The organism is Pseudoxanthomonas sp. UC19_8, from assembly GCF_042700505.1.
GTDB lineage: Bacteria > Pseudomonadota > Gammaproteobacteria > Xanthomonadales > Xanthomonadaceae > Pseudoxanthomonas_A > Pseudoxanthomonas_A winnipegensis.
Genome location: NZ_CP170559.1, coordinates 2,062,126 through 2,074,527, shown reverse-complemented (window position 1 = coordinate 2,074,527; position 12,402 = coordinate 2,062,126). Strand labels below are relative to the sequence as shown.

Annotated in this window: 9 protein-coding genes and 2 pseudogenes; 10 read left to right on the top strand and 1 reads right to left on the bottom strand. The window is 71.2% G+C overall.

The window, feature by feature from the left end; translation table 11 throughout:
- Positions 1 to 4 precede the first annotated feature (4 nt).
- The 6 genes and pseudogenes from pcnB to pgi all read left to right on the top strand — a co-directional run bounded on the left by pcnB (position 5) and on the right by pgi (position 5,547).
- Positions 5 to 1,379, top strand: a pseudogene (pcnB, locus tag ACFJIT_RS09015) (polynucleotide adenylyltransferase PcnB).
- Entirely contained in the window at positions 1,376 to 1,867 is a 492-nt protein-coding gene (folK, locus tag ACFJIT_RS09010) for a 2-amino-4-hydroxy-6-hydroxymethyldihydropteridine diphosphokinase (protein WP_379655636.1), read from the top strand. The pseudogene pcnB and the gene folK overlap by 4 nt, the downstream one beginning before the upstream one ends.
- Before the next feature lie 17 nt (positions 1,868 to 1,884).
- The gene (gene panB / locus ACFJIT_RS09005) at positions 1,885 to 2,697 is read left to right on the top strand and encodes a 3-methyl-2-oxobutanoate hydroxymethyltransferase (RefSeq protein WP_379655635.1); all 813 of its coding nucleotides are present in this window, start codon (positions 1,885 to 1,887) and stop codon (positions 2,695 to 2,697) included.
- 44 nt (positions 2,698 to 2,741) lie between these two features.
- Positions 2,742 to 3,584 carry a pantoate--beta-alanine ligase gene (gene panC, locus ACFJIT_RS09000; protein WP_379655634.1) on the top strand — a complete coding sequence of 281 codons (843 nt, stop codon included), beginning with the start codon at positions 2,742 to 2,744 and terminating at the stop codon, positions 3,582 to 3,584.
- An 80-nt stretch (positions 3,585 to 3,664) separates the two neighbouring features.
- The gene (gene panD / locus ACFJIT_RS08995; protein ID WP_130518939.1) at positions 3,665 to 4,045 is read left to right on the top strand and encodes an aspartate 1-decarboxylase; all 381 of its coding nucleotides are present in this window, start codon (positions 3,665 to 3,667) and stop codon (positions 4,043 to 4,045) included.
- The gene (pgi, locus tag ACFJIT_RS08990) at positions 4,045 to 5,547 is read left to right on the top strand and encodes a glucose-6-phosphate isomerase (RefSeq protein ID WP_379655633.1); all 1,503 of its coding nucleotides are present in this window, start codon (positions 4,045 to 4,047) and stop codon (positions 5,545 to 5,547) included. The genes panD and pgi overlap by 1 nt, the downstream gene beginning before the upstream one ends.
- A 204-nt stretch (positions 5,548 to 5,751) precedes the next feature.
- Here the strand turns inward: pgi and queG are convergent, their stop codons facing one another.
- On the bottom strand, positions 5,752 to 6,822 hold the full coding sequence (gene queG / locus ACFJIT_RS08985) for a tRNA epoxyqueuosine(34) reductase QueG (RefSeq protein ID WP_379655632.1): 1,071 nt from the start codon (positions 6,820 to 6,822) through the stop codon (positions 5,752 to 5,754).
- A 25-nt stretch (positions 6,823 to 6,847) separates the two neighbouring features.
- Here queG and ACFJIT_RS08980 point away from each other — a divergent pair.
- The 4 genes and pseudogenes from ACFJIT_RS08980 (at position 6,848) to mutL (ending at position 12,402) form a co-directional block, all read left to right on the top strand.
- A pseudogene (locus ACFJIT_RS08980) lies at positions 6,848 to 8,336 on the top strand (NAD(P)H-hydrate dehydratase).
- Positions 8,336 to 8,791 carry a tRNA (adenosine(37)-N6)-threonylcarbamoyltransferase complex ATPase subunit type 1 TsaE gene (gene tsaE, locus ACFJIT_RS08975; protein ID WP_130534096.1) on the top strand — a complete coding sequence of 152 codons (456 nt, stop codon included), beginning with the start codon at positions 8,336 to 8,338 and terminating at the stop codon, positions 8,789 to 8,791. The pseudogene ACFJIT_RS08980 and the gene tsaE overlap by 1 nt, the downstream one beginning before the upstream one ends.
- Before the next feature lie 100 nt (positions 8,792 to 8,891).
- Positions 8,892 to 10,469 (top strand): N-acetylmuramoyl-L-alanine amidase, encoded by a 1,578-nt coding sequence (locus ACFJIT_RS08970; protein WP_379655631.1) that lies wholly within the window; start codon positions 8,892 to 8,894, stop codon positions 10,467 to 10,469.
- Between the two features lie 97 nt (positions 10,470 to 10,566).
- Positions 10,567 to 12,402 (top strand): DNA mismatch repair endonuclease MutL, encoded by a 1,836-nt coding sequence (gene mutL / locus ACFJIT_RS08965; protein WP_379655630.1) that lies wholly within the window; start codon positions 10,567 to 10,569, stop codon positions 12,400 to 12,402.

The following is a 12,402-nucleotide window of genomic DNA, read 5'->3' as shown; positions in this document are numbered from 1 at the left end:
GGCAATCGGGTCAGCCGCCACATCAACGGACGCCGCGATCATCACCTCCGAACTTCAGCCCACCGTCATCCCGCGCGAAGCACACACCATCTCGCGCCGGGACATCAGCCCCAACGCTCTGCGCGTGCTCTACCGCCTGCGTGATGCGGGTTTTTCGGCCTATCTGGTCGGTGGCGCCGTGCGCGACCTGCTGGTCGGCCATCACCCGAAGGACTTCGACGTGGCCACCGACGCCACGCCCGAGCAGGTCAAGCAGCAGTTCCGCAACTGCCGCCTGATCGGCCGCCGCTTCCGGCTGGCGCACGTGGTCTTCGGACGCGAGATCATCGAGGTCGCCACCTTCCGCGCCAACAGCGACGACGGCAGCGGCGACCGCGAGCTGCACGAGGACGGCCGCCTGCTGCGCGACAACGTCTACGGCACCATCGAGGACGACGCGGTCCGCCGCGACTTCACCGCCAACGCGCTGTACTACGCCATCGAGGATTTCTCGGTGCGCGACTACTGCGGCGGCTTCGAGGACGTGCAGGCGCGCCGGCTGAGGCTGATCGGCGATCCGGAGCAGCGCTATCGTGAAGACCCGGTGCGCATGCTGCGCGCGGTGCGCCTGGCGGCCAAGCTGGGCTTCACCATCGACGGGCCGACCGCCGCGCCGATCCCCGAGCTGGCCCCGCTGCTGGCCGAGGCCGCGCCGGCGCGGCTGTTCGAGGAGGTGCTCAAGCTGTTCCTGTCCGGCCATGCCGTGGCCAGCTTCGAGGGCCTGGAGCGCACCGGCCTTTTGACCGTGCTGCTGCCCGAGAGCGCGGCGGCGCTGAAGTCCAACCGCAGCGGCGCGCTGCGCGCCATGGTGCTCGAAGGCCTGGCCGGCACCGATGCGCGCGTGGCGGCCGATGAGCCGGTCTCGCCGGCCTTCCTGTTCGCCCTGCTGCTGTGGCCGGCCTACTGCCGCGCGCTGATCGGCCTGCAAGCGCAGGGCACGCATCCGGAAGAGGCCGCGCGCCGCGCCGCCGACCGGGTCACCCTGCACCAGCTGACCACCATCGCGCTGCCGCGTCGCTTCTCCCTGCCGATGCAGGAGATCTGGCTGCTGCAGTCGCGCTTCTCCCAGCGCCAGCGCAAGCGCGTGGTGCGCCTGCTGAGCCATCCGCGCTTCCGCGCGGCGTTCGACTTCCTGGTGCTGCGCCAGTCGGCCTCGCCCGAGCACGCCGCCGATGTCGCCTTCTGGACCCGAGGCCCAGACCCAGTCCAACGAGGAACTGTCGGCCAGCCTGGGCCTGGAGCCGGCCATCGACAGCTATACCGACGAGGACGCGCCGCCGTCCAAGCGTCGCCGCCGCCGGCGTCGGCGCAGCGGCGCGGCCGGCGCCAGCGGGGAATGACCGCCCCGGTCACCGCCTGCATCGGCCGGGTGCCGAACCTGGGCGATGCGGCGGGCACGCTGCGCGCGGCCTTCGCGGCGATCGGCGCGTTGCCCGACACCGGGCTGGTGGCGGCCTCGCCGCTGTACGTGACGCCGGCCTGGGGCGTGGAAGACCAGCCGGACTTCGTCAACGCTGCCGCACGCGTGACCACCACGCTGCCGGCGCCGGCCCTGCTGGCGGCGCTGCTGGAGATCGAGCGCGGCTTCGGCCGCGACCGCAGCCGCGAACAGCGCTGGGGTCCGCGCACGCTGGACCTGGATCTGCTGCTCTACGGCGAGGCGGTGATCGATGTGCCTGGTCTGCAGGTGCCGCATCCGCGCCTGCACGAGCGCGCCTTCGCCCTGGTGCCGCTGGCCGATGTGGCCCCGGAGCTGCGCATCGCCGGCCACGGCAGCGTGCGGGAAGCAGCTTTCCGCATCGACCGTGGCGCCATCACCGCGTTATGAGTGGATAATGATCGGCTATGAGTACGCACGCCGACAGCAAGCCCTGGACCGTTCCCGCCCTGCGCCAGGCCAAGCAGGCCGGGCAGAAGCTGGTGATGCTGACCTGCTACGACTACGGCTTCGCCCGCACGCTCGACGCGGCGGGCGTGGACCTGGTGCTGATCGGCGACTCGCTGGGCATGGTGGTGCAGGGGCATGACTCGACCCTGCCGGTGACCGTGGAGGACATGGTCTACCACACGCGCATCGTCGCCCGCGGGCTGCAGCGCGCGCTGCTGGTGTCCGACCTGTCCTTCCAGTCCGACGCCACGCCCGAGCGCGCGCTCGAGGCGGCCACGCGCCTGCTGCAGGCCGGCGCGGAGATGGTCAAGCTGGAAGGCGCCGGCCACAAGCTGGAGGTCATCCGTTTCCTGAGCGAGCGCGACATCCCGGTGTGCTCGCACCTGGGGCTGACGCCGCAGTCGGTGCTGTCCTTCGGCGGCTACAAGGTGCAGGGGCGCGAGGACGCCGCGGCCGAGAAGCTGCTGGCCGACGCCATCGCGGTGGCCCAGGCCGGCGCCAGCCTGCTGGTGCTCGAATGCGTGCCCTCCACGCTGGCCGCGCGCATCACCGCGGCGGTGGACATCCCGACCATCGGCATCGGCGCCGGCGCGCAGTGCGACGGCCAGGTGCTGGTGCTGCACGACCTGCTGGGCCTGGAGATGGGCCACCGCCGGCCGAAGTTCGTCAAGGATTTCCTGGAGCAGGGCGGCTCGATCGCCGGCGCGGTGCGCGCCTATGCCGACGCCGTGCGCGAAGGCCACTTTCCCGATGCCGCCCATGCGTACTGACGCACGTCCGACCCCATCGACTCCGACGCGCGGGTAGGGCGCACATGATCGAAACCATCACTGAACTCGACGCGCTGCGCGCACGCGTGGCCGGCTGGAAGCGCCAGGGCCTGAAGGTGGGCTTCGTGCCGACCATGGGCAACCTGCACGCCGGGCATTACTCGCTGGTGATGCTGGCGCGCCAGTACGCTGACCGCGTGGTGTCCAGCGTGTTCGTCAACCCGACCCAGTTCGGCCCCAACGAGGACTACACGCGCTATCCGCGCACGCCCGATGCGGATACCACCGGGCTGGAAGGCGCCGGCTGCGACGTGCTGTGGCTGCCCACGGTCGAGTCGATGTATCCGTTCGGCATCGAGCTGGCGGCCAAGGTCCACGTGCCCGGCGTCAGCGGGGTGCTGGAAGGCGAGTGCCGGCCCGGCCACTTCGACGGTGTGTGCACGGTGGTCAGCCGCCTGTTCAACCAGGTCACCCCGGACCTGGCCGCCTTCGGCAAGAAGGACTACCAGCAGCTGGCGGTGATCCGGCAGATGGTCACCGACCTGGCCTTCCCGGTGGAGATCCTGGGCGGCATCATCGTGCGCGAGGCCGACGGCCTGGCGATGAGCTCGCGCAACCAGTACCTCTCCGACGAGCAGCGCCCCGTCGCCGCCGAGATCCGCCGCACCCTGCTGCAGATGCGCGACGCGCTGACCGCCGGCGCCCCGCGCGCCCAGGTCGAACAGGCCGCCGCGACGCGCCTGGCGCAGGTCGGCTACGTGGTGGACTACACCGTGGTGCGCCGCCCGGACCTGTCCGAGCCGGTGGACGGCGAGACGGGCCCAAAGGTGGCGCTGATCGCCGCCCGCCTGGGCACCACCCGGCTGATCGATAACCTGGAATTCTGAAAGTCGCCCAGGTTGGCCGATCGGACACGCCGTGCGCTGCTAGACTCGCCGGCCTGCTTTCCTCTTGCTGTCCTACGCCGATGCACCTGAGCCTGCTCAAGACCAAGATCCACCGCGCCACCGTCACCCATTCCGAGCTGAACTACGAAGGCTCGATCGCCATCGACGGCGACCTGCTCGACGCCAGCGGCATCCGCGAGTTCGAGCAGGTGCACATCTGGGACGTCACCAACGGTGCGCGCTTCAGCACCTACGCCCTGCGCGCCGACGAAGGCAGCGGCATCATCTCGCTCAATGGCGGCGCCGCGCGCCATGTGCAGGTGGGCGACATCATCATCATCGCCGCCTTTGCGAGCATGTCCGAAGCCGAGGCCGACGCGTTCAAGCCCACGCTGATCTACGTGGACGGCCAGAACCGCATCACCCACACCAACCAATCGATTCCCAAGCAGGCCGCCTGATGACGAACTTCGACGCGTTGCAGTCCCACGCCAACCGCCTGCGCGGCACCCGCGCGCCGGCCTTGCTGGAACAGGATCCTGCCCGCGCGTCGGAGCTGGCGCTGCGGGTGGGGCCGGTGTACGCCAGCTTCGCCCGCCAGGGCTATGACCGCCAGGCGCTGGACGCGCTGCATGCGCTGGCCTCGGACCTCGATCTCAAGGCGGCCTACCAGCGCCTGTTCCACGGCGAGATCGTCAACCCGACCGAGGGCCGCTCGGCCCTGCACACCGCGCTGCGCAGCGACCTGACCGACGCCCAGGTTGCCCAGGACGCCTATGCCGAGGCGGCCGGCGTGCGCGAGCGCATGGGCAAGCTGGTGGCCGAGCTGGAGGCCAGCGAGGTCACCGACATCGTCAGCGTCGGCATCGGTGGCTCGGACCTGGGGCCGCGCCACGTCTCCGATGCGCTGCGCCCGCTGCAGCCCAAGCTGCGCGTGCACTTCCTGTCCAACGTCGACGGCGCCGCGGCGCAGCGCGTGCTGGCCGGCCTGAACCCGGCGACCACCGCCGCGATCCTGATCTCCAAGACCTTCGGCACCCAGGAGACGCTGCTCAACGGCAAGATCCTGGCCGACTGGCTGGGCGGCAGCGAGCGCCTGTACGCGGTCAGCGCCAATCCCGAGCGCGCCGCCAAGACCTTCGACGTCCCCGATGCGCGCGTGCTGCCGATGTGGGACTGGGTGGGCGGGCGGTACTCGCTGTGGTCGGCGGTGGGCTTCCCGATCGCCCTGGCGATCGGCTTCGACAACTTCTGCGCGCTGCTCGACGGCGCCGCGCTGATGGACCAGCACGTGCTGGAGACCCCGGCCGAGTCCAACCTGGCCATCCGCCACGCGCTGACCGCCATCTGGAACCGCAACGTGCTCGGCCACGCCGCGCACGGCGTGATGACCTACGACCAGCGCCTGGCGCTGCTGCCCAACTATCTGCAGCAGCTGGTGATGGAGAGCCTGGGCAAGTCGGTGCGCATCGACGGCACGCCGGTGGACTGCGAGACCGTGCCGGTGTGGTGGGGCGGGGCGGGCACCGATGTGCAGCACAGCTTCTTCCAGGCGCTGCACCAGGGCACGCAGATCGTGCCGCTGGATTTCGTCGGCACCATCCACAACGACGACCCCTACGCCGAGAACCACATCGCGCTGCTGTCCAATCTGCTGGCGCAGTCCGAGGCGCTGGCCAACGGCCAGTCCAGCGACGACCCGCACCGCAGCTACGCCGGCGGGCGGCCGAGCACCATGATCCTGCTCGACGCGCTGACCCCGCAGTCGCTGGGCGCGCTGATCGCCATGTACGAGCACAGCGTGTACGCGCAGTCGCTGGCCTGGGGCATCAACGCCTTCGACCAGTTCGGCGTCGAGCTGGGCAAGCAGCTGGCCAACGGCCTGCTGCCGGCGCTCAAGGGCCAGGCCCAGGCCGACGATCCGGTCACCCAGGCGCTGCTGGAGCAGATCCGCACGCGCTGAAAAGCGAAGGTGGGTTTTTGCGCATGTAGAGCGGAGCTTGCTCCGCTGAGGCTTTACATGCGCCCTGTCCGAAGAGCAGCGGAGCAAGCTCCGCTCTACACAATGCGGCTTGTTCGAAGAGCAGCGGAGCGAGCTCCGCTCTACACAATGCGGGCTGTCTGAGGAGCAGCGGAGCAAGCTCCGCTCTACCGGCTTCCGACGCCTTCAGGCGCCGTGCTGCGCCAAGGCCCAGCCGACATGCTCGCGCACCAGCGCGGAAGGCGCGTCGCGGCGCGAGGCCAGGGCTGCGAGGATCTCCGGGGTGGTCGGCGCATTGCCCAGCGCCACGGCGATGTTGCGCAGCCAGCGCTCGTGGCCGCTGCGGCGGATCCCCGAGCCCTCCGTGCGGCGCAGGAATTCGTCTTCGTCCCAGGCGAACAGCTGCGGCAGCGTGGCCGTATCCAGGTCGTTGCGCGCGCGGAAGTCCGGCTCGTCGGTGCGCTTGGCGAACTTGTTCCAGGGGCAGACCAGTTGGCAGTCGTCGCAGCCGAAGATGCGGTTGCCGATCGGCTTGCGTAGTTCGATCGGAATCGCGCCGTCGTGCTCGATGGTCAGATAGGCGATGCAGCGCCGCGCATCGAGCCGGTGCGGGGCGACGATGGCCTGGGTGGGGCAGACCTCGATGCAGCGCACGCAGGTGCCGCAGTGCGCGCTGGCCGGCGCGTCGATGGGCAGCGGGATGTCGACGTAGATCTCGCCGAGGAAGAACCACGAGCCGCCCTGCTTGTCGATCAGGCAGGTGTGCTTGCCGATCCAGCCCAGCCCGGCGTTGCGCGCCAGCGCGCGCTCGAGCACCGGCGCCGAATCGACGAAGACGCGATGGCCGAAGGCGCCCACTTCCTCCTGCAGCTTCAGCGCCAGCTTCTGCAGGCGGTTGCGCATGAGCTTGTGGTAGTCGCGGCCCAGCGCATAGCGCGCCACATAGGCGCGCGTGCCATCGCCCAGCGTGGTCCAGGCGTCGTCGCTGTCGTTGCGCCCGTAGTCCAGGCCGACCGAGATCACGCGCAGGGTGCCGGGAATCAGCTCGGCGGGCCGCGCGCGCAGCTGGCCGTGGCGCGCCATCCAGTCCATCGAGCCGTACAGGCCCTCGGCCAGCCAGCTGCGCAGGTGGTCTTCGTCCTGGCCCAGCTCGATGCCGGCGATGCCGCAGCGCTGGAAACCGGCCGCGCGCGCCAGCGCACGGATCCGCGCGGCCAGCGCGTGCGGATCGGGCGATGTCGCAGACGAAGCAGTCATGGACGCAAGTATAGAATCGCGCGCCATGACGGCCCTTCTCCCCTTGTTCGGCACCGCCGCGGCACGTGCCCTGGACCAGCAAGCCAGCGCGCGCCTGGCAGGCGGCGCCTTCGCGCTGATGCAGCAGGCGGGGCAGGGCGCGTGGCGGGTGCTGGAACGCGACTGGCCCCGCGCCGAGCGCATCACGGTGGTGTGCGGGCCGGGCAACAACGGCGGCGATGGCTACGTGCTGGCCCTGTGCGCGCTGCGCGCGCGGCGGCAGGTGGTGGTGCTGCATCTGGAGGACCACACGCCGCGCACCGACCTGGCCCAGCGCGCATGCACCGATTACATCGCCGCCGGCGGACAGGTGGCCCTGTTCCCCGAGCAGTTCCCGCCGGCCGACGTGGTGGTCGATGCGCTGTTCGGCATCGGCCTGGCGCGCGCGCGCGGAAGGCCAGGCGCAGGCGCTGATCGAGGCGATCAATGCGCAGCCGGCGCCGGTGTTCGCGCTCGATGTGCCCAGCGGCATCGATGCGGGGCAGGGGACCGCGCCGGGCGCGGCGGTGCGTGCACGGTGCACGCTGCAGTTCATCGTGCGCCACCACGGGCTGCACACCGGCGCCGGGCTCGAACATGCCGGCGAACTGCTGCTCGATCCGCTCGAGGTCCCTGACGAATTGCTGCGCATGACCGCCCCCAAGGCGCAACTGCTGCAGGCCGAGCATCTGGCGACCTGGCTCAAGCCCCGTCGCCTGGACACGCACAAGGGCGAGAACGGCCGCGTGCTGTGCATCGGCGGCGATCTGGGCCACGGCGGCTCGATCATGATGACCACCGAGGCCGCGCTGCGCAGCGGTGCGGGCCTGGTCACGGTGGCCACGCGCCAGGCGCATGTCGGCGCGCTGCTGACGCGGCGTCCGGAGGCGATGGTGCACGCGGTGGAATCCGGCAGCGATCTGCAGCCGCTGCTCGAGGCGGCCGATGTCATCGCCATCGGCCCCGGGCTGGGCCAGGGCGACTGGGGCCGCGCGCTGCTGCGGCTGGCGCTGGAAGCCGGCAAGCCGCTGGTGCTCGACGCCGACGCGCTCAATCTGATCGCACAGCAGCCGCGCGCGCTGGGCGACGCCATCCTGACCCCGCATCCGGGCGAAGCCGGGCGCCTGCTCGGGCGTTCCACCGCCGAAGTGCAGGCCGACCGGTTCGGCGCGGCGGGCGAGCTGGCGGCACGCTGGCAGGCCACGGTCGTGCTCAAGGGCGCCGGCACGCTGATCGCGCAGGACGGCCAGCTGCCGCGCGTGATCACCACCGGCAATCCGGGCATGGCCACCGGCGGCATGGGCGATGTGCTGACCGGCGTGATCGCCGGGCTGCGCGGGCAACGGCTGGATGCGTTCGCCGCGGCCAGCGCGGGTGCGCTGCTGCACGGGCTGGCCGGCGACGCGGCCGCCGCGCAGCGCGGCCAGCGCGGCCTGCTGGCCAGCGATCTGTTCGACTGCCTGCCGACGCTGGCCAATCCGCAGGAGGCCGGCTGATGCGGCTGCACCTGGCGCAGGTCGAGGACACCGCGCGGCTGGGGAGCGCGCTGGCGTCCACCCGCCCGCCGCAGGCGGCCGTGCATCTGCATGGCGACCTGGGCGCCGGCAAGTCCACCCTGGCGCGCGCGCTGCTGCGCGGGCTGGGCGTGACCGGTTCGGTGCGCAGCCCCACCTACACGCTGATCGAGCGTTACCCCATCGACGGCGGCGAGGCCTGGCACCTGGACCTGTATCGGCTGGGCGATGCCAGCGAGCTGGATTTCCTCGGCCTGGACGAGGCCGTGGCCACGCTGTGGCTGATCGAATGGCCTGAAAAGGGCCGCGGCGGGCTGCCGCGCGCGGACCTGGAGATCTTCCTGGAGATCTCGGGTCAGGGCCGGGACGCGCGCCTGGTGGCGGGGACCGAGACCGGGCAGGCCTGGCTGGCCCGTCTGGCGGAAATCGTCAGTTAGGGGCGACTTATGCCGGGCGAGGCGAGAAAGTTTCGGCAGGTCACGGATTATTAAGGGAAAAGGGGTTGCCTTTACGCTTGGGCAGTGCTTGAATCGCCGCATGCCGAAGGGGATGACCGCATTTGCGATCGCATGGGGGAGCGCCGCGCTTCTGGCCAGCGTCGTGCCCGTCGCCCATGCCGGCGAAGTGCGCGCCATCGACCTGGTCAACGGCCCGACCGGCACCCGCGCCGAGATCCAGCTGCAGGGCGCGGGCAGCTACAAAACCATTTCCCTGGCCAATCCCAACCGCCTGGTCGTCGACCTGCCGGCCTCCACCGCGCTGAAATCCCTCAAGCTGCCCGCGCCCAGTGGCGTGGTCACCGCCGTGCGCACCGGGCAGCCGGTGCCTGGGACGTTCCGCGTGGTGTTCGACCTGGCCGGGCCCATCACGGCCGTCAATCCGCATATGGAAGGCGCCGGCGCGCTGTCGCGGCTGGTGATCGAGTGGCCCGGCGACGGCCCGGCGACCGCCAGTGCTCCCGCGTCCACGCCCAGCGCGACGGCGGCGGCCGTGCCGGCCAGCGTCGCCGCCGCGCAGACGACCTCGGCGCTGGTCGCCCAGGCCACGCGCCCGCTGCCCGCCACCCCGGCGCCCGTCGTTCAGGCGCCGGTGACCACGCCCGTCCCGTCGGCGCCTTCGCCCCAGCAGCAGGCGCCCGCCACGCCGGTGTCCAGCACGCTGTCGCCGGCGGCGATCCTGGCCGGCCAGCCCGTGCCCGGCGTCGTGGTGCCCACGCCGGCCGCGACGAACGTGCCGGAGACCATCGCGCCCGGCGTGACCATCGCCACCGGTCGCCCCGCGCCGGTCGAACCCAAGTCCGTCGTCGCCGACGCCCCGGCCCAGGTGCTGCCGCAGCCCAAGCTGGCCATGCGCGCCGGCATGCGTCCGCTGGTGATCGCCATCGATGCCGGCCACGGCGGCCAGGACTCCGGCGCCATCGGCCCGACCGGCAAGTACGAGAAGAACGTCACCCTGGCCATCGCCCGCCAGCTGGCCCGGCAGATCGACGCCACGCCCGGCCTGAAGTCCTACCTCACCCGCGACGGCGACTACTTCATCCCGCTCAACCAGCGCGCGGTCAAAGCGCGCGCGGCGCATGCGGACATGTTCATTTCCATCCACGCCGACGCCGCCGAGAACCGCAGCGCCAGCGGCTCGTCGGTCTATGTGCTCTCGCTCAAGGGCGCGACCTCGCAGCGCGCGCGCTGGCTGGCCGACAAGGAAAACGCCTCGGACCTGATCGGTGGCGTCAAGCTGCAGACCGTGGACAGCACGCTGGGCTCGGTGCTGATCGACCTGGCCCAGAGCGGCCACATGAAGGCCTCCGAGAACGCCGCCGGCCACGTGCTGGCCGGGCTCAAGGACGTGGGCAACGCGCACAAGGCCACGCTTGAGAAGGCCAACTTCGCGGTGCTGCGCACCTCCGACATGCCGGCGATGCTGGTAGAGACGGCCTTCATCTCCAACTACACCGAAGAGAAGCAGCTGACCGATCCGGCCTTCCAGGCCCAGATCGCCGGCGCGATCCTGCAGGGCGTGGAGACCTATTTCAGCCGCGAGCCGCCGCCGGGCACGCTGTTCGCCGCGCGCGCGCAGGCTGCTGCTGGCGGCAATTCGGGCGGCGGGGCGCCTTGAGGCGGGGGTGAGTGGGGCGCGGTGAGGCGTGGGCAAAGCAAGCGCGGTTCGGTGATTTAGACTGACCGCGGATTTCTTTCGCGCTCATTCCTCGCCCGTGCCCATTCGCCAGCTTCCCGACACCCTGATCAACCAGATCGCCGCCGGCGAGGTGGTCGAACGGCCTGCCTCGGTCGTCAAGGAACTGGTCGAGAACGCGCTGGACGCCGGCGCGCAGCGGGTGGACATCGACCTGGAGGAAGGCGGCATCCGCCTGATCCGCATCCGCGACGATGGCGGCGGCATCGCGCCGGAGGAACTGCCGCTGGCCGTCTCGCGCCATGCCACCAGCAAGATCGCCTCGCTGGACGATCTGGAGACCGTGGCCACGCTCGGCTTTCGCGGCGAGGCGCTGCCCTCGATCGCCTCGGTCAGCCGTTTCAGCCTCAGCTCGCGTCGCGCGCACGATGCGCACGGCGCCTGCCTGCAGGTGGACGGCGGGCGCATGGGCGAGGTCACGCCGCGCCAGCATGCGCAGGGCACCACGGTCGAAGTGCGCGAGCTGTTCTACAACGTGCCGGCGCGGCGCAAGTTCCTGCGCGCCGAGCGCACCGAGTTGGGTCACATCGAGGAATGGCTGCGTTCGCTGGCGCTGGCACGCCCGGACGTGGAGCTGCGCGTGTCGCACAACGGTCGGCCGTCGCGCCGCTACAAGGGCGGCGGCCAGCTCGAGCCCAGCCTGCGCCTGCACGAGACGCTGGGCGAGGAATTCGCCCGGCACGCGCTGCGCATCGATCACAGCGGCGCCGGCCTGCGCCTGCACGGCTGGATCGCGCAGCCGGCGTATTCGCGCGCCAGCGCCGACCAGCAATACCTCTACGTCAACGGCCGCGCGGTGCGCGACCGCAACATCGCCCATGCGGTGAAGCTGGCCTACCAGGACGTGATGTATCACGGCCGCCAGCCGGCGTACGTGCTGTTCCTGGAGCTGGATCCGGCGCGGGTAGACGTCAACGTGCATCCGGCCAAGCACGAGGTGCGCTTCCGCGAATCGCGGATGATCCATGACTTCGTCTTCCGCACCCTGCAGGAGGCGCTGGCCGGCACGCGCGCGGGCGTGACCGCCGACGGCGCCGGCGAGATGGCCGCCATGCCGATGCCGATGGCGCAGGCCGCCTACGGCGCCCCCGCGCTGGCAGCGGGGCAGGTGCCGCAGCACCTGCAGTGGACCGGCGCGCAGCAGTCGCCGCTGGGGCTGCGCGTGGCCGATGCGCCGGGGGCCTATGCGGCGCTGTACAGCAGCCCGTCGATCCGCAGCCCGCAGCCGGGTCCGGCGATGCCGCTGCCCGCCAACGACGCGCAGGACGTCATTCCTCCGCTGGGCTATGCGATCGCCCAGCTGCACGGCATCTACATCCTGGCCGAGAACGCCGACGGCCTGATCGTGGTGGACATGCACGCCGCGCACGAGCGCATCGGCTACGAGCGCCTGAAGACCGCGCACGACGGCATCGGCCTGACCGCCCAGCCGCTGCTGGTGCCGATGACGCTGGCGGTGGCCGAACGCGAGGCCGACGTGGCCGAGCGCGAGGCCGCCACCCTGACCGAGCTGGGATTCGATGTGACCCGCAGCGGCCCGCAGAGCCTGAGCGTGCGCAGCGTGCCGGCCCTGCTGGCCCATGCCGAACCCGGCGCGCTGCTGCGCGACGTGCTGGCCGACCTGCGCGAACATGGCCAGAGCCGGCGCGTGGCCGCCGCGCGCGACGAGCTGCTGTCGACCATGGCCTGCCACGGCGCGGTCCGCGCCAACCGCCGGCTCACGATCCCGGAAATGAATGCCCTGCTGCGCGACATGGAGATCACCGAGCGCTCCGGGCAGTGCAACCACGGACGCCCGACCTGGGCGCATTTCAATCTGGCCGAGATCGACAAATGGTTCCTGCGCGGGCGTTGA

Coding starts and splice junctions, on each gene's coding strand:
- folK (WP_379655636.1), top strand. CDS start 1,376: ATGACCGCCCCGGTCACCGCCTGCATCGGCCGGGTGCCGAACCTGGGC.
- panB (WP_379655635.1), top strand. CDS start 1,885: ATGAGTACGCACGCCGACAGCAAGCCCTGGACCGTTCCCGCCCTGCGC.
- panC (WP_379655634.1), top strand. CDS start 2,742: ATGATCGAAACCATCACTGAACTCGACGCGCTGCGCGCACGCGTGGCC.
- panD (WP_130518939.1), top strand. CDS start 3,665: ATGCACCTGAGCCTGCTCAAGACCAAGATCCACCGCGCCACCGTCACC.
- pgi (WP_379655633.1), top strand. CDS start 4,045: ATGACGAACTTCGACGCGTTGCAGTCCCACGCCAACCGCCTGCGCGGC.
- queG (WP_379655632.1), bottom strand. CDS start 6,822: ATGACTGCTTCGTCTGCGACATCGCCCGATCCGCACGCGCTGGCCGCG.
- tsaE (WP_130534096.1), top strand. CDS start 8,336: ATGCGGCTGCACCTGGCGCAGGTCGAGGACACCGCGCGGCTGGGGAGC.
- ACFJIT_RS08970 (WP_379655631.1), top strand. CDS start 8,892: ATGCCGAAGGGGATGACCGCATTTGCGATCGCATGGGGGAGCGCCGCG.